A 16,639-nucleotide genomic window follows, 5' to 3' on the forward strand; every position below is an offset into this window, starting at 1 on the left:
CAGGTGATAGTTACTAATAGGTCGAGGGTTTGACCAATAGGTTGAATTTGCTGGAGAGGAGGAGTTTTTATCAAAAAACTCCGGAACGATATGGCAGTATTTCGAAGAAATACTGTTTCGCAAAGCGAAATTTCAGGCTGCTGACAGAGCAGACTGAAACCTGAAAGATGAATTACTAAAGAATAAGTTATTAACATGTGGTGTACAGTTTTCAAGGCATGATTATATAGATAAAAGCTTTAGAAGTTCCGATGTAAGCATCGGAACTTTTTTAGTTCGGAAAAGTCGAAGGGAGAGTATAGGGATAGAATGTGTAAAAAAAGAGGGTTTACAGTTGCAGAACTTTTAATAGTGGTAGCTATCATAGGCGTACTTGTCTCAGTCAGCATACCTGTCTTTACAGATCATATCAAGAAGGCAAGACTTGCAACAAATCAGGCAAATGCCAGAGCTGCGTATGCGGCTGCCATGGCTTGGTATATGGAAAACTACAATACGGATGAGCAGACATATAAAGATGTGGGAACTTATGATGTTGCAACAGGAAAGTTCATTCCAGGATATGAAGGAATTACTCAGCCGTCTCCTTATGAAAATGAAATAGATATAAATATTGCGAACTGGAGTGTGGATTCACCAATCAGAAATAAGAACAGTAAAAAATGTATGGGGGATAAGGTGTTTAAAAAGTGGGACGTGAACTGGAACGGATCTTTTGACGGAACCATAAACAGCTTCACGCCATATGATTAAGAATAGATTACAGCAAGAAAAGCCCATAAACGCGCATAATGCACTATAATTAGATGTGGAAAAGCAGCAATATGCACAATATGTAAAAGAGATAGCTGTCGTAATAGACAAAAAAGCCGTTCAAAAATTGTATAAAATACCTCCTAAGACCATAATGATTGTGTATGTCAACAAATTTGAATCAAAAGGGATAATTGTACCCGAATTAGTACAAGGCCTTAGAAAAAAGTATGTTATCATACGCGACAAGTATTTACTAAAGAGGAGGTTCCCGATGAAATTATATGAATCAAGACACGGTAAGAATCGCGTAACAGCATGCATTACAAACTTAAAAAAGGGCAGGTACTACGAAGTACATCTGGAAAACGGAAACGTATTATATATCAAACAGGAAATATTCAACAGAATGTATGTCAGAACTGAGACGTAGAAAAGGTTTTACAGGTAGCCCTGTAAGACCTTTTCTTGTTTTGAGAAGATTAAATGATATGATATAAATGATCATATATAAATAAAGAAAAGGCGGTCCAATGGCAACACAAGGCGCAACAAAAGAAAGAACAAACATAAAAATTCAGGAACCTAAAAAGTACAATGTCATCATGCATAATGATGATTTCACGACCATGGAATTTGTGGTAGAGATTTTGATGGATATATTCCATAAGAGCAGTACAGAAGCTGAGACCCTTATGCTTACTGTACATAAAGGCGGTAAGGCAGTCATAGGATGCTATCCCTTTGACATCGCTGTATCGAAAGTCAATGCTGCAAGAATGCGGGCCAAGGAAGCAGGCTTTCCGTTTAAGATCACAGTGGAAGAAACATAAAACAACACACTTGAAAGGACAACACTAATGAATGTAACAGAAGAGGTTGCAGCAATTATAAACAGCTCATTCATGATGGCAACAGAGAAGCATTATGAGTATGTGACACCGGAGCTTGTGCTGCTCGCAATGTGCTCTGATGATAATTTCAGTCTGGCTTTCAGAAACTGTGGTGGAGATATAGAGACATTAACATCTGATTTAAAAGGATATCTCGACGAGTATGTAGAGAAGGTATCAGATGTGGAGCCTGAGATGTCGGCAGGCATGCAGATAGCATTTGCCATGGCACAGAATCAGGCGGTGAACAGCAGTAAGACTGTTGTGGAACTTTCGCATCTTGTACATGCTTTCTTCAACCTGAAGGAGAGCTTTGCTGTTTACTATATGAACCAGCAGGGAGTTGATGAGGTGTCGCTCATAGAGGAACTTCTGGATACTTATGAAGAGTCAGATGAATCAATGCTGAATGATGTACACACAGAAGAAAAAAGGGAAGATGAGACAGTGACCGAGTACGCCCCGTGCATCAATGATATGCTGGAAAACGTCAACCCTCTCATAGGAAGGGAAGCTGAGCTTGAGAGAACCATCCAGATACTTTGCAGGAAGGATAAGAATAATCCGCTGCATGTGGGTGAACCGGGTGTAGGTAAAACAGCCATAACATATGGGCTCGCCAGACTGCTGAATGAGGGTAATGTTCCTGACCCGTTAAAAGGTGCAAGAATCTATTCTCTGGATCTCGGAAGTCTTCTTGCAGGAACCAAGTATCGCGGAGATTTTGAAAAGAGACTTAAAAAGATTCTTTCCAAAATAGAAAAAGAAGACAATCCGATAATTTATGTTGATGAGATACATAACCTTCTTGGGGCGGGTGCCACCGGTGAGGGAAGCTTTGATGCAGCCAATATTCTGAAGCCGTATCTCGCTGCAGGAAAGATCCGTTTTATCGGTGCTACAACCTTTGAAGAGTATAAAAAACATTTTGAAAAGAGCAAGAGTCTCGTGCGCAGATTTCAGAATGTAGAGATAAAAGAACCCGGTATCGATGAGGCTATCAAAATTCTTGAAGGGCTGAAAAAGAAGTACGAGAAGTTCCATGGAGTGACCTATGGGAAAGGAGTACTTGAGTATGCGGTACGAATGAGCCAGAGATACATTAATGAAAGATTCCTTCCGGATAAGGCAATCGACCTCATAGATGAAGCCGGAGCATACAGAAAGATACATCCGCTTCAGCAGAAGAAGCAGACAGTGGGTAAGGACCTTATCAATGAGGTGCTCACGAAGATATGCAGAGTGCCTGTAGAAGCGGCTAAAACTGATGATCTTGCAGGTCTCGCTACTTTGGAAAAGAGGATGCTTTCTCAGGTATACGGGCAGGATGAAGCCATAAAGCAGGTAGTTAATGCTGTAAAATTCTCAAAGGCTGGAATGATAGAGGAAACAAAGCCGCTTGCAAGTCTTTTGTTTGTAGGACCTACAGGTGTCGGCAAGACTGAGATCGCCAGAACCCTCGCAAAGGAACTGGGTGTATCACTTGTCCGCTTTGACATGAGTGAGTACGAAGAGAAGCATTCTGTTGCAAAGCTCGTGGGTGCACCTGCAGGTTATGTGGGATATGAAGAAGGCGGTCTTCTGACAGAGGAGATACGCAAGAATCCTAATTCTGTGCTGCTTCTTGATGAAATAGAAAAAGCGCATCCTGATGTATTTAATATTCTGCTTCAGGTTATGGACTATGCGACTCTGACGGATAATCAGGGACGTAAGGCTGATTTCCGAAATGTGATCATCATCATGACCTCCAACGCCGGAGCCAGCAGGTTGGGCAAATCAGGTATAGGCTTCCTTGCACAGGACGGCACAAAGGATACTCTCATGGAAGAGGTAAAAAGAGTGTTCCAACCGGAGTTCCGTAACAGACTTAGTCAGATCGTTGTGTTTAACAGCATGGATGAGACTATGGCCGGACTTATTGCAGAAAAGAAGTTATCTGAACTGAGTTCAATGCTTAGCGTGAAGCAGGTTGAACTGAGCTTCACCACTTTGGCTGTTCAGCTTTTGAAGAAAAAGGGAATAAGCAAGGAGTACGGCGCGAGAGAGATAGACAGAGTTATCAGAAATGATGTGAAAACACTCCTTGTAGATGAGATACTCTTTGGCAGATTAAAGAAGGGTGGAAAGTGCGAGCTTGATGTTAAGGGTGAGAAGTTCACAGTACGGTTTATCGCTCAGCATAGGATGAAAAAACAGATAAAGAGTGATGTGAATTAAAAAGTAAGGAACATTATGGCGATATATCAATTAGACGAAAAAGAAATATGGTTCCCACAACCGTCGGAGGCGGAGGATGACGGACTTCTGGCAGTAGGTGGCGATCTGTCGCTGGATCGCCTTCTTCTTGCATACACGCATGGAATTTTTCCGTGGTTCAACCCCGGTGAGGAAATATTATGGTGGTGCCCTAAAAAGAGATACATCATTCGACCTTCAGAGATACATGTTTCACATTCCATGAGGAAGTTTATCAGGCATCATGAGATAAACATTAAGATGAACAGAGACTTTGGGGATACCATGCACAGGTGCAGACTGCAGAGAGAATTCAAGGAAGGTACCTGGATCTCAGACGAAATGGAAGCTGCATATGGGAGACTTTTTAGAGCCGGATATGCCATGAGCGTTGAATCTTATATAGATGGTGAACTTGCAGGAGGTCTTTACGGAGTTTCCATAGGCAGGTGCTTCTTTGGTGAAAGCATGTTCAGCGAGAAAGAAAACGGGTCAAAGCTTGCACTGATTTTCCTTGCAAAACTCATGGAAGAGCATGGGTTCAACATGATAGACTGTCAGTTCCATACGGATCATCTGGAGAGTATGGGAGGGTGCTATATCAGCTACGATGAATACTGCAAACTTCTGGAAGAGGGAATAGATGAGGACTGGGAGAATAATTAAAATCAGTTAATCCGTTTAGGATGATCTTTAATTGGCTTCTTATATTTTTTATGATTCCTGTCGAATAAGAAATCATGTACACGAATATATTTTTCCTAGATGAGATGCCATAAACGAGTTTTCATAAGCGGATATAATTGAAAATAATATGTATTTTTTGCGTTTAAAGAACACATATGGTAAAATTATTCTTTGTGAAGACCTTTTTCACGGGCATAGTGAGGTGACAAATGAGTTTTATAGATCAGGAAGCTACAGGCAAACTATTACGTATGGCTGTAAAAAATAGTAATTACTCTGTTGCGGACATCTGCAAGGAGATGAATATATCAACTACATCTATTTACAACTGGTTCAGAGGTGACAGTCTCCCAAGTATTGACAATCTGTTTTTATTTGCTGAACTTGTTGGTCAGAAGGTTGATGATATAGTTGCCTATGTTTCTGACAGGAACAAGGCAGATGCAGCGTGAGCATCTTTTTTTACGAGTATTTTGAGCATATTTTTTGACTGTATAGAGATTCATGATAGAGCCCCCGTTAGATTTAGAATAATCTAACGGGGGCTCTTTTATGAAAGGTTTTAAGATGCCTTCAATAAGCCTTTTCAGGATATGATGAGAAACTCATGACGTATAATGTCATAGAGCAGGAAGAGCTTTTACAGCTCGATTTTGTAATCTGCGCTACCTTCGCCGTCTATGGTGTAGTATGCTACAGATTCATCAGCCTTGATATATACTTTTACATCTTTTACATCAGCCTTTTTGCTCTTTGCAGCGGCAACAGCATCCTCCTGGATCTTTGCAGGATCATAGTCTGTACCGTTGATCTGTAATGTAACAGAAGACTTAACGGTGACTTCCTTCTTCTCAGCCTTAGGTGCAGCCTTCTTAGCTGCAGAAGCCTTACCGGCAGTTTTTGCAGGAGCCTTCTTTGCAGGTTCAGCCTTCTTTATTTCTTCTTTCTTTGCTTCTGCAGGAGCTGTCGGAGCCTTAAGCTCGGGAACAGCTTTAGGAGCAGGAGCTGTTGTTTTGGTTGTTTTAGTAACAGATGATTTGGTAGTTGCCATAATCTTAAATCTCCTTATATAGAATAAAAGCTTTAATATTTTTGATTGTATTTCTGTGTAAAAGTTATGTCAACACTTTAACTGATTAAATCGTAAATAATTGCAGTACAAAAGCAAACGCCACCATCAGTAAACCGATGGTGGCGTTGCCCTTTATGGATGGGTATTTATTATGGATGTCAGATTATACGATAATCTGATCGACCATATTCTTTAATTCTGTAGCGTGATTGTTGAGCTCCTGGCTGGAAGCGGATGACTGCTCAGCAGTAGCACTGTTCTCCTGTACGACCTGTGCGATCTGCTCGAGACCTTCTGTGATCTCTGCGATGGATACAGCTTCACGCTGCATTTCGTTTGCGATATTTGCAACAAGCTCTTTTGATTTTTCAGAACTTTCCTTAACTTCATTAAGGCTCTCGGCAGAGGATGTAATGAGCTTGGAACCATTCTGGATAGCAGAGATGGTATCCTCGATAAGAGCTGAAGTTTCTGAAGCAGCGGAAGCCGACTTACCGGCGAGGTTACGTACCTCATCTGCAACAACGGCGAAGCCCTTACCTGCAGCACCCGCACGGGCAGCCTCAACTGCGGCGTTAAGTGCGAGGATGTTGGTCTGGAATGCGATATCATCGATGGTCTTGATGATATTCTCGATCTGATTGGACTTGTTTGCGATCTCATCCATCGCGTCCTTAACACGGCTCATCTGTTCATTTTCAGCATTGATTCTTTCAGCAACATTTGCAGAGAACTGTTCAACATCATTTGCAGTCTTGGCATTGACATTGACCTTATCTCTGATGGTCTGAACTGTAGCGGAAAGCTCTTCGAGAGTAGAAGCCTGCTCGGTAGAGCCCTGTGAAAGTGACATGGCACCGTTAGCGATATGACTGGATCCGGTCTCTACACTTGCGGCTACATCGTTCATCTTTCTGAAGATCTCGCTGAGGTTGCTGTGGATATCACCAAAAGCTCGGATGATGTTTGAATAATCACCTATATACTGATCTGCACAACCGGACTTGGCGGCAAAGTTTCCTTTGGCCATCTCCATGAGCATATTACAGATATCCTGGATGACACTGGAGGTCTGGGTGGAGGTATTATCAACAGCTGTAACCATGGTACCGATCTCGTCCTTACCAAATTTAGAGGTGTCGATCTCGATGTCGAATTCACCCTTTTCAAGTTTCTGCATAGCGTGTACTACAACGTTTACACCGGTAGTTATACTTCTTGAAAGAAGAGTAAAGATAACTGTACTTGCAACTATGATTATAACGAAAGTGACAGGAATAACGATGGTAACGATATTGTTCAGAACGTCGGACTCTTCAATTATCTTTGCTGACTGTGCTTCGCACTGTACACCTATGTCATCGAGGGCATTTGTGAACTGCATCTGAGGCGAGCTGTCTGCAGTACTGAAATTCTCATCAAAATAAGCTATGGCAGCCTGCTTGTCGCCGGATTCGATGATGTCCAGAAGTTCATAAGCAGCAGCTGTATAGGTATCAAATTTCTTCTGAAGATCTGCCGTTACATTCTTGTCATCCCAGGTCTTGATGATATTGTCAAGATAGGACTGCATGTTGCCAAAACGCTTTTTGAAATCCTTTCTTTGATTTTCGGGAGAGTTACTCTCGATCTCTGACTGATAAAGTGCCAGAAGGAGACGCTTTGCTGTAGCGTTAAGGTCTTTTCTAACTACCAGTTCTGCATATGTATTCTCGTATTCAACATTTCCGAAATGCTTCATTTTAGAGCTCATCTGACGGAAAGAAACTAAAGCCACGATCATCATGATTGCGATGAGGATAGTTATGACGATCTGTGTCATGGTAAATCTGGTTCTGATGCTAAGGTCTTTAAACATGTTGTTCCCTCACTACTCGTATATACAAAAAAATAATTTATTTGCTGCTTTTATCAACATCGGCTAAATTTACCAAAAATATTAACAGGTAAAAATATTTTTTGAATAATTTATAAATAATAAAAAATGGGCAGTTCATCATTTGATAAACTGCCCATTTTTTATCTTCTAAAACTAATATCTACTATACTATGAGATCAAAGAGCGATCTTGTAATCTGCGCTTCCTGCACCGTCAACAGTGTAGTATGCAGCAGAATCAGCAGCATTGACATAAACATTAACTGCCTTAACGTCCTTCTTGATCTTCTGTGCTTCAGCGACAGAATCCTTCGCGATCTTGTTGAAATCGTAATCCTTTCCGTTGAGCTGTAAAGTAATTGTAGACTTAACTCCGGTTGCTTTTGTTGCCATAATTATCCCCTCCATAATACTGCGTGAGCAGATGCCCACAGATGATGTGAAGTACTCAGACTTCATTGATTAAGTACTTCCTGCGTCAAAAGTTATGTTTAAACGAGTACATTATATTTTTAATGAATAAGTTTGTCAATTGTGCCGCAGAATTAAGACAAGCCGAGACATTATTCTCGTAAGTCTACAAAAAAATATCGGGAGCTATTTTATAAATCGGATTTATGCCGATAAAAAAATATGTATAGTAAGGATTTTTGTGAGATTTTCTTTCAACAGGGATTAGTTGCTGCAAATTATGGAACGGTACGTCTCAGACGTCCGAACAGTTAAAAAGAGCAGGTGTCGATTATGGAGAGAAGACAAAGAAAAAATATCAATGACCTATCTGTTTTGCTTTTGGCATCTATTTTTATGAACGGTTTTGAGACCGGGGGATACCAGGCATCACTTCTATACATAGGAGAAGAGTATGCACTGGATCACAGCGCACAGGGAGTCATAGCTTCAGTGGAGCTTTTTGCGACCATGATAGCGCCCATTCTGCTGGGATCCATCGCCGATAAAGCCGGTAAGAAGATAATGCTTACCTTATTCACTGCCATGAGAGTCTTTTCGGGAATCATCATTCTTCTGGCTACGGATTCACTGCCGTTTGCGGTGGGAGTCTTTGTATTGGGCTTTGCAACAAGCATCATACAGTATGTAGCCATAGCGGAAATGGATGACGCATATCCCGTTACGAAACATAAGAGAATGGGTGGCATCACAGCCATGTATGCATTTGGCGCGGTAATAGCACCGATCATAGTGGGAGCAGCCATAAATAACTCCTTTGGATGGAAGAGCTTTTTCGCTTCGGACTGTATCATATCCTTTGTACTCGCCATACTTTTGTGGAAGATAAGCTTTGAACCGAGAGAGAAGCTTTCGGATGGAGAAGTGTCTGATGACGGCTCAGCAGCTGCTTCAGGCAATGAGATCTATTTTGGAGGGGTGGCACTTCTCTGCATCATCATGTTTATATATGTGGGTGTGGAAAACGGTGTTGGCTTCTTCCTGAATGGTTTCATGCACGATCATGTAAATTCTGAAAGAGGTTATTTTGCGGTATCACTTTTCTGGATGGCTATGATTCCTTCCAGAATACTGTGCGGTTATTTCTGTAAGTATAGGCGCTTCCTGCTCTGCGCAGCGCCGACAGGAGCAGCGATACTCCTTGCAGTTCTTTCCGCTGTCACCAATGAATATCTGGCATTTGTACTTGTATTCTGCATGGGATTTTTCTGTGGTGCGGTATATCCTAACGTACTTACATATGCAGCGGATTTCAGTGGAACCAAGACTGCCACAGTCATAGCTGCGATAACAGTTGCTACAGGAGTCGGTGGTACAGTTATTTCGGCGGCATTTGGCTTTTTGGAGACTGCCATCGGATTCACCGGCTCCTTCAGGATCCTTGCGGTTATACTTGCGCTGGATCTGCTGTTTGCACTTCCGGTTGTGTTTGATATGAGGAAGAGAAGAAAAGGATAAGTTAGAAGCATAGCTTTAGTGAGTTTGCGGATTACAGGGTGGAATACATGTAAACACAGGGTAGTGATGCCGGTCTTATGACCATAGTATAAATCAATAAGGAAAGGTGAAGCATGGTCACGATATCAGAGGAGGAGCTTAATAAATACATAGTTGATAATATAGAAAGAGCTATTGATGAGGGATATATCAAGATTTACTATCAGCCCATCATACGTACCATGACAGGTAAGATCTGCGCGGCAGAAGCATTGACACGATGGATCGATCCGGTCTATGGATTTTTGAGTCCCGGAGTTTTCATTAAGGCACTTGATGAAGCAGGAAAGCTTCATCTGCTGGATTCTTATGTTGTCTGGGAAGTATGCAGGGATACCAGGGTGGCGATGGACAGAGGATATGAAATCTTTTCTGTATCTATCAATCTGACCAAATCTGACTTTTTAAACTGCGATATATGTAAGGTATTTGAAGCCGCAGAGAGAGAATATGATATTACTGCAGATATTCTGTGCCTCGAAGTCAGAGAATCCATACTGAAAGATAATTCAGAGATAGAGAAAGCGCTGCTCAAACTTTTGGATGCCGGACATGAGAGATGGCTGGACGATTTCGGACATGGTTACTCTACTTTTACTGCGCTTAAGAGAAGCTATGATGTTGTTAAATTTGATGTGAGATTCCTTCATGGAATGGATGGTGATGAACTTATAAGAGCAAAGGAAATCATTGCCTATTTCATAAATATGGTCAAGAGGCTCCATTTCAGTACTTTGATAGAAGGAGTTGAGACTGAGGAGGAATATATCTTTTTCAAGGATCTGGGCTGCGAGATGATACAGGGCTATTATTTCTGCAAACCTATGGCTCTGGATGAACTGAAGCTTCAGGGCTTTGAAATAGAGTCCAGAAAAGAAAGAGATTATTACAATGCCATAGGTCAGGTATCCATAGAAGACTCTATCGGAGGAGATAGTTTTAAGGGAGAAGCTATGGCTGTGTTCGAGTATAAGGATGGAGTCATAACTTATTTATACCAGAATGAGGCGAATAAATATTATTTGTCGATGCTGGGGGAACTCGATATGGAAGCGGCAGAACGTATCATGAATCAAAAATCGGGTATAATCCAGGAAAGAATACGTCCTTTTATCAAAGAGCTGAAAAACGGAGGAAAGAATCTCAAGTTTTCATATCTCTTCGGAGGAAGGATGATAAATCTTAAAGCAAGTTTTATAGCTGACAATCCGAAGACGGGAGCATTTGCATTTGTAATATGGACTGTGATCATACAGGATGAAAGCAGAGACACCACTAACATTCTGTTTAAGTCCATGCAGGAGGTCTATGCGATCTTCGACAGATTTGATCTCATTGACTACGAGAATAAGATAGTAAGGAATACCTATATCAACACTACTGATTATGGTGGGATTACAGAGGGAGTGGCGATAGATAAGGCCATCTCTACCTGGTGCAATGACGTGATCCACCCTGACCAGAGAGCAAGCTTTATGGAATTCATGGATATCGACAGTGTAAAGACCAAGATATCAAAACTCAAATCAAAGCACCTTTCTCATCTGTATAAAACTCAGATGGAAAACGGACAGTATCTGGAAAAGGAGTATATTCTTCTTCCTATAAATCTGGATGGTAAGGAAATGCTTCTGGTGGGAATCATCAATATCGATCTGAATGCGGGATCCCTTTTATAAGAGGTTATAAGTTATGATACAGAGAACATTCATACTATTCCAGGGTGAGGAGATGAGAACCATCCTTCAGGAATGGAATCAGACTATAAAGGATAAACCCAAGGGCAATATGTTCCTTGTTTTCACGGTAAATGGTTTTTCAGAAGAGAAACTGAATTCGGTGCTTTCTCTGGTGGTGAAAGAATATCCAAATATAAATATGATAGGTATTCATCAGAGAGCCTCTCATAAATATAACGAATATCTCAGAGTATCTTTCTGCCTTATGGAGAGGTCCTGCATCACACCGTTTTCCTATTCATTCAGTGATATCAGTGAAGATGCGGCTATGGAAGAGCTGTCCGACAGGGTCAAGCATATTCAGGATCCTGCATGTATACTTCTTTTTGCAGCGGGTAGTTCCACGAAGATATCTCAACAACTGGGCAATTTTGAAAAGACTCATCGCATACCTGCCGCAGGGATATGGACAGCAGATTTTGAAAATGTCGAATCGGAAACTCATTATGTATGGCAGAATGAGAAGATGAGAAGAGGCATCGTCGGAATCATTTTGTCCGGAAAAGAGATATTGGTACATACTGAACTTCTGACAGGCTGGAGACCGCTTGGAAAGAATTTTGAGGTAGAGGTCAGGAACAAAGGCTCAGATATAAGCATTGGCGAAACCATAATAAAAAAGATAGACGGAAAGAAAGCTATAGACATATATAGCAGATACCTGAATATAAAGCCGGATGAATATCTCCTCGATAATATAAGAGAGTTCCCTTTTCTTTTGAAGCGAGAGAATGAACTTATAAGCAGAATTCCTTACAGATATGATGAGGCGGGAGAGCTCTATTTCCTCGGGCATTTCAGGGTTGATGATATAGTGAGCTTTTCTTCCGGAAATAAAAACAGTATCTTCAGTGAGATAGCATACAAGGTCAACCGATTTGCGGAATTTGTCCCGGAAAGTTCATTTCTGTTCGGTAGTGATATGAGGCAGATGTTCAAGGATAAAGAACTTAAGGCTTTCCAGAATATAGATGAGAATCTGCAGTATATAAGAGGTAAGGGACAGTTCCTGTTCCATGACGGAATTGGAGGAACTCACAATGTCTCCAGTGTCATCATGGGCATAAGAGAGGGCATTCCGGAATATATTAAGCATGTGGACTATATGGATGTGCTCAGTACGACCGATACTGAGGGTGTAGTGCCTCTTGCAGACAGAACCAGTACGTTTTTGCAGGCTATAACCGACGATCTCAATGAAGCCATCTCAAAGGCGGAGAGCGCAAACAAGGCTAAATCATCCTTCCTTTCCCATATGTCTCACGAGATACGAACCCCTATCAATGCTATCCTGGGAATGGATGAGATGATCCTGAGAGAAGGGGTTGATGCCACAGTTAAGAGCTATGCGCTGGATATACGAAATGCCGGAGTGGAGCTTTTGGGTATCATCAACGATATCCTTGATTTCTCGAAGATTGAGTCAGGAAAACTTACGGTCATTCCTATTGAGTACAAGATGGCGGATATGCTCCGGGATCTATATCATATGATAAAAAAGCGTGCCGATGATAAGGGGCTGCAGCTCATACTGGAAGCGGATCCGGAGATACCGGAGGTTCTATACGGAGATGAGATACGTATCAAGCAGATCATCACGAATATTCTGACTAATGCCGTTAAGTATACCGAAAAGGGTAAGGTATGGTTCAGAATAAAGATAGAAAACCTGAATCCTATGGAGGTCGTACTGAACTTTTCCGTTGAAGATACGGGTATAGGTATCAAGGACGAGGAAAAGAACAAGCTGTTCGAAGCCTTTGAAAGACTGGATGAAAAGCGGAACAGAACCATCGAGGGAACAGGTCTCGGTATGAATATCACGCAGAAGCTCCTCAAACAGATGAAGAGCTCCCTTAACGTGGACAGTGTGTACGGAAAAGGCTCCACTTTCTCATTTACACTTACCCAGGCAGTGAGGTCACCGTCTCCTATGGGCGAGGTCAATATCGAGGAACGAAGAGAGTCCTATAAGAAGAAGGGTGCAGCATTTATAGCACCTGAAGCAAGGATACTTGCGGTTGACGATACTGTTCTTAACCTCACAGTTATAAAGGCACTGGTTAAGCAGAACAGGATCAATGTGGATGTTGCCGAAAGTGGACAGGAAGCCATAGAGCTTGTCAAGAATAACCGCTATGACATTATCTTCCTCGACTATCGTATGCCTGTCATGGATGGAATCGAGACTCTTCACAGGATGAAGGAGCTCGACGGCGATCCATGTATGTATACTCCTTTTATCTGTCTTACTGCCAATGCTGTCACCGGAGCCATAGAGGAGTACATGAAGGCCGGTTTCGACGATGTCATAACGAAACCGATCGATGCGGAACTTCTGGAGAAGAAGCTGAGATTTTACCTTTCTCCTGAACTTATTCAGGAGGAGAATATTGACGAAGAGGAAGATATGACAGAGGAGCCTGAGGCTCAGGTTGAGCTTCCGGAGGAGTTGAAAAATGTGAAGGAGATCTCCATAGAGGATGGACTCCAGCATTGCGGCTCTGCTGAAGGATTTATGACAGCACTTAAGAGCTTTTATGACAGCCTGAAGGACAATATCAGGATAATTCAGGAAAACTATGACAAGGCAGATATCAAAAATTACACCATCAAGGTTCATGCCATGAAGAGTTCTGCCAGAATCATAGGGGCCAATGAGCTGTCTGCCCTTGCTAAGGATCTTGAGGCGGCAGGTGACAATGAAAAAATGGATGTCATCGTAAATGATACTCCTAAACTCATCGACCTTGCAGAAAAACTGTATGCATCTTTGGAACCCTGCTTCCATACTGAAGAAGTTGATGTATCAGATCTTCCGGAACTTTCGGAGGGTGAATGGAACGATTTCATCGTTACCCTGGGAGGTTTTGTAGAAGCCTATGATATAGATGACCTGAAAATGATGCTGGAAATGATGAAAGGATACCGTTTAGCGGAAGAATATGAGATAATATATAAAGATATTACGAATGCGGCAAAGGGACCCGACTGGCAGAAGCTGTCGGAACTTGTTGCATTGAAATGAATAGAACGATAGATGTTCGATTTGATGAGCATTCAAAGTTGGAGATAAATGAGTGAAGGCTCGTGTCCAAACATCATAAAGTATTCATTGACAGAATTGCTAATTGAGAAACCGGAGGAAGGGAAATGTATTTCAGCTACGCGTTGGTCATAGGAAGTAATCTGAATTTCATGGCTCAGGCCATGATACGTATTTTGAAAAACAACGGATACACAGTTATAACCTGTGCGCTGGATAAGGAAGAGATCGCCGCAAAGGTGGAAGATGCAGGGGTGCTTATCATGTATCTCGACAGCATGAGCTTTGCTGATGTGGAGGTATTTGATTACTTAAAGTCCATTTGTTCCAACAGAATCGTGTGTGCGGTAGGAAAGCCGGGAGAATATAAGGAGTTTTATAAAGTGTTTCCTGAGTATATGGTGAAGATAGAGATGCCGTATCCTGCCAATGTCATGATCCTGATAGATCAGCTCAGACGTGAACGTACTATCAGTGATGAGATGTTAAATGCCGAGGTCAATCATAAGATATTGCTGGTTGACGATGACAGCACATTTCTGGATGTTTCCAGCGGCTGGCTGAAGAAGTACGGAAAGTATGATGTGACAATTGTGAATTCAGGACCTCAGGCCATAGATTATCTGGACAGACATACTCCGGAGCTTATTCTTCTTGATTATGAGATGCCTGTCATGGATGGACCATCCGTACTTACCACTCTGCGCCAGAACGACAGAACCAAAAACATACCGGTGTATTTTCTTACAGGAAAGAGCGACACTGAGAGTGTTATGAAAGTTATGGCCATGAGACCAAACGGCTATCTTCTGAAGACACTGGATCAGCAGCAGCTGGTATCGAGAGTGAATGATTTCTTCCATAGCCAGCAGAAGTGATGTCGGCTTTTATAATGTGGCTGACCGAGAAAGCACGAAACAGTAAAGTTTTGAGCTATATAGCGGCGTCATACGATCAAATAGTTATGCAAAAGTCTTAGAATTCAAAAAAATATTGCTATTTTTATAAATGACTAGTAGCATATAAATATAACCTAAAGAGAAAGGGACCGGATTTTTTTGGTCGTATGTAAATTTTTATTTACTTGATGCAGCCACATGATTTGTAATAACTGTAAAAAAGAAATAAATGACAATTCAGCATTCTGCCCTAATTGCGGAATGCTGTTTGTTGTGTCTGCGCCTATCGAAAGAACAAAGATAAATCATAAACAGGATCTTCCGGTTTATAATTCTTCTACCTTCAGAAAGAAGATGGAAGAAGAGAAAGCTCAGGCGGCTGCGAAAACTCATAACAATACTATCATCCGAAAGGGAAATCAGGTTGTTGAGAACAATGCTGAAGAGAAATCATATGAAGCAGATTTCAATCAGCTTGATGAGTTGTATAAGAAAGCATTGCAGCTTGAGAGAACGAAGAAAATAGCCGAAATGAGGCGTGCTGCTGAGGAAAGGGCAAGGGAAGCCGATGCCTTGGCACGAAAAAAGGCGGAAGAGGAACTCAGAAGGCAGATGGCTGAACATGAACGCCATAGCAGAGCCGTTGCTGAGAAACTCGTAGAGGAAAAAGTCATCTCGAAGGAAGCTTTGGAAGCTGAAGAAAAAGAGGATGAGAAGCTTGAAGCTGAAGCAAAGACTGACGATAAGGAAGTTATCACTTCAGAAACTTCGAAGGATACTGTAGAAGAGGCGGCTGTTGAAAGCGTCGAGGAAGCAGAGGATGCGAAATCTGAAGTGAACGGTGAAGCAGAGACAGCGCAGCAGGAGGAAGATGACGACTATATCTTCGGTGATGAAGATGAAACGTCAGAAGAGAATTCAGGCTCCGAAACGACAGAAAAAGATTCAGAAGTTGAATCTAAGGATAAGATAGATGAATCTGAAGAAGCCGAAGAAACTGCAGCGGAGTCTAAAATTGCAGAAGATACTTCTGAGAAGGAAACTGTAGCGGAGTCTGAAACTGCAGAAGATGCATCAGAGCAGGAGGCTGCAGCAGAGCCGGAAGAAGTAGAAACCGAGGAAGACAGTTCAGAAGAAGAACCGGAAACTGAGGAGACTGCGGAAGACGAAACCACAGATTCAGAAGTTGAATCTAAGGATGAGATAGATGAATCTGAAGAAGCCGAAGAAACTGTAGCGGAGTCTGAAACTGCAGAAGATGCATCAGAGCAGGAGGCTGCAGCAGAGCCGGAAGAAGTAGAAACCGAGGAAGACAGTTCAGAAGAAGAACCGGAAACTGAGGAGACTGCGGAAGACGAAACCACAGATTCAGAAGTTGAATCTAAGGATGAGATAGATGAATCTGAAGAAGCCGAAGAAACTGTAGCGGAGTCTGAAACTGCAGAAGATGCATCAGAGCAGGAGAC

General features: G+C 41.9%; 14 protein-coding genes. 11 read left to right on the forward strand and 3 right to left on the reverse strand.

Annotation, left to right across the window (positions count from 1 at the left end; translation table 11 throughout):
- Positions 1–309: 309 nt before the first annotated feature.
- The 6 genes from BXO88_RS15420 to BXO88_RS15440 all read left to right on the forward strand — a co-directional run bounded on the left by BXO88_RS15420 (position 310) and on the right by BXO88_RS15440 (position 5,023).
- Entirely contained in the window at positions 310–753 is a 444-nt protein-coding gene (locus BXO88_RS15420) for a type IV pilin protein (protein ID WP_078038617.1), read from the forward strand.
- A gap of 274 nt (positions 754–1,027) precedes the next feature.
- Positions 1,028–1,186: a hypothetical protein gene (locus BXO88_RS16605; RefSeq protein ID WP_168171747.1), complete on the forward strand. Its 159-nt coding sequence runs from the start codon at positions 1,028–1,030 to the stop codon at positions 1,184–1,186.
- Positions 1,187–1,286: 100 nt separating this feature from the next.
- On the forward strand, positions 1,287–1,586 hold the full coding sequence (locus BXO88_RS15425; RefSeq protein ID WP_078038618.1) for an ATP-dependent Clp protease adaptor ClpS: 300 nt from the start codon (positions 1,287–1,289) through the stop codon (positions 1,584–1,586).
- A 27-nt stretch (positions 1,587–1,613) separates the two neighbouring features.
- Positions 1,614–3,866 (forward strand): AAA family ATPase, encoded by a 2,253-nt coding sequence (locus tag BXO88_RS15430; protein WP_078038619.1) that lies wholly within the window; start codon positions 1,614–1,616, stop codon positions 3,864–3,866.
- Positions 3,867–3,881: 15 nt separating this feature from the next.
- Positions 3,882–4,550, forward strand: a complete 669-nt coding sequence (aat, locus tag BXO88_RS15435; protein ID WP_078038620.1) for a leucyl/phenylalanyl-tRNA--protein transferase — start codon at positions 3,882–3,884, stop codon at positions 4,548–4,550.
- 230 nt (positions 4,551–4,780) lie between these two features.
- The gene (locus tag BXO88_RS15440; RefSeq protein WP_078038621.1) at positions 4,781–5,023 is read left to right on the forward strand and encodes a helix-turn-helix transcriptional regulator; all 243 of its coding nucleotides are present in this window, start codon (positions 4,781–4,783) and stop codon (positions 5,021–5,023) included.
- A 188-nt stretch (positions 5,024–5,211) separates the two neighbouring features.
- Here BXO88_RS15440 and BXO88_RS15445 read toward each other — a convergent pair whose 3' ends face one another.
- The 3 genes from BXO88_RS15445 to BXO88_RS15455 all read right to left on the reverse strand — a co-directional run bounded on the left by BXO88_RS15445 (position 5,212) and on the right by BXO88_RS15455 (position 7,914).
- Positions 5,212–5,622, reverse strand: coding sequence for a DUF6465 family protein (locus tag BXO88_RS15445; RefSeq protein ID WP_078038622.1), 411 nt, complete (start codon positions 5,620–5,622; stop codon positions 5,212–5,214).
- A gap of 184 nt (positions 5,623–5,806) precedes the next feature.
- Positions 5,807–7,501 carry a methyl-accepting chemotaxis protein gene (locus BXO88_RS15450; protein ID WP_078038623.1) on the reverse strand — a complete coding sequence of 565 codons (1,695 nt, stop codon included), beginning with the start codon at positions 7,499–7,501 and terminating at the stop codon, positions 5,807–5,809.
- 197 nt (positions 7,502–7,698) lie between these two features.
- The gene (locus BXO88_RS15455; protein ID WP_139355625.1) at positions 7,699–7,914 is read right to left on the reverse strand and encodes a DUF6465 family protein; all 216 of its coding nucleotides are present in this window, start codon (positions 7,912–7,914) and stop codon (positions 7,699–7,701) included.
- A gap of 351 nt (positions 7,915–8,265) precedes the next feature.
- Between BXO88_RS15455 and BXO88_RS15460 the strand changes: the two genes are divergently transcribed.
- The 5 genes from BXO88_RS15460 to BXO88_RS15480 all read left to right on the forward strand — a co-directional run.
- Positions 8,266–9,450 carry an MFS transporter gene (locus tag BXO88_RS15460; RefSeq protein ID WP_078038625.1) on the forward strand — a complete coding sequence of 395 codons (1,185 nt, stop codon included), beginning with the start codon at positions 8,266–8,268 and terminating at the stop codon, positions 9,448–9,450.
- Between the two features lie 113 nt (positions 9,451–9,563).
- Positions 9,564–11,168, forward strand: a complete 1,605-nt coding sequence (locus BXO88_RS15465; RefSeq protein ID WP_078038626.1) for an EAL domain-containing protein — start codon at positions 9,564–9,566, stop codon at positions 11,166–11,168.
- A gap of 13 nt (positions 11,169–11,181) precedes the next feature.
- Complete coding sequence (locus BXO88_RS15470) at positions 11,182–14,256, forward strand: response regulator (protein ID WP_078038627.1); 3,075 nt, start codon at positions 11,182–11,184, stop codon at positions 14,254–14,256.
- Positions 14,257–14,381: 125 nt separating this feature from the next.
- Complete coding sequence (locus tag BXO88_RS15475; protein ID WP_078038628.1) at positions 14,382–15,152, forward strand: response regulator; 771 nt, start codon at positions 14,382–14,384, stop codon at positions 15,150–15,152.
- Positions 15,153–15,371: 219 nt separating this feature from the next.
- Positions 15,372–16,639: zinc ribbon domain-containing protein (locus BXO88_RS15480; RefSeq protein WP_139355626.1), on the forward strand; the 1,268-nt coding region annotated here is incomplete at its 3' end.

Origin of the sequence: Oribacterium sp. C9 (genome assembly GCF_002007235.1) — a bacterium.
Lineage (GTDB): Bacteria > Bacillota > Clostridia > Lachnospirales > Lachnospiraceae > Oribacterium.

Bases quoted from the DNA above. Each gene is read 5' to 3' on its own strand.
- BXO88_RS15420 (WP_078038617.1), top strand. From the start codon at position 310: ATGTGTAAAAAAAGAGGGTTTACAGTTGCAGAACTTTTAATAGTGGTA.
- BXO88_RS16605 (WP_168171747.1), top strand. From the start codon at position 1,028: ATGAAATTATATGAATCAAGACACGGTAAGAATCGCGTAACAGCATGC.
- BXO88_RS15425 (WP_078038618.1), top strand. From the start codon at position 1,287: ATGGCAACACAAGGCGCAACAAAAGAAAGAACAAACATAAAAATTCAG.
- BXO88_RS15430 (WP_078038619.1), top strand. From the start codon at position 1,614: ATGAATGTAACAGAAGAGGTTGCAGCAATTATAAACAGCTCATTCATG.
- aat (WP_078038620.1), top strand. From the start codon at position 3,882: ATGGCGATATATCAATTAGACGAAAAAGAAATATGGTTCCCACAACCG.
- BXO88_RS15440 (WP_078038621.1), top strand. From the start codon at position 4,781: ATGAGTTTTATAGATCAGGAAGCTACAGGCAAACTATTACGTATGGCT.
- BXO88_RS15445 (WP_078038622.1), bottom strand. From the start codon at position 5,622: ATGGCAACTACCAAATCATCTGTTACTAAAACAACCAAAACAACAGCT.
- BXO88_RS15450 (WP_078038623.1), bottom strand. From the start codon at position 7,501: ATGTTTAAAGACCTTAGCATCAGAACCAGATTTACCATGACACAGATC.
- BXO88_RS15455 (WP_139355625.1), bottom strand. From the start codon at position 7,914: ATGGCAACAAAAGCAACCGGAGTTAAGTCTACAATTACTTTACAGCTC.
- BXO88_RS15460 (WP_078038625.1), top strand. From the start codon at position 8,266: ATGGAGAGAAGACAAAGAAAAAATATCAATGACCTATCTGTTTTGCTT.
- BXO88_RS15465 (WP_078038626.1), top strand. From the start codon at position 9,564: ATGGTCACGATATCAGAGGAGGAGCTTAATAAATACATAGTTGATAAT.
- BXO88_RS15470 (WP_078038627.1), top strand. From the start codon at position 11,182: ATGATACAGAGAACATTCATACTATTCCAGGGTGAGGAGATGAGAACC.
- BXO88_RS15475 (WP_078038628.1), top strand. From the start codon at position 14,382: ATGTATTTCAGCTACGCGTTGGTCATAGGAAGTAATCTGAATTTCATG.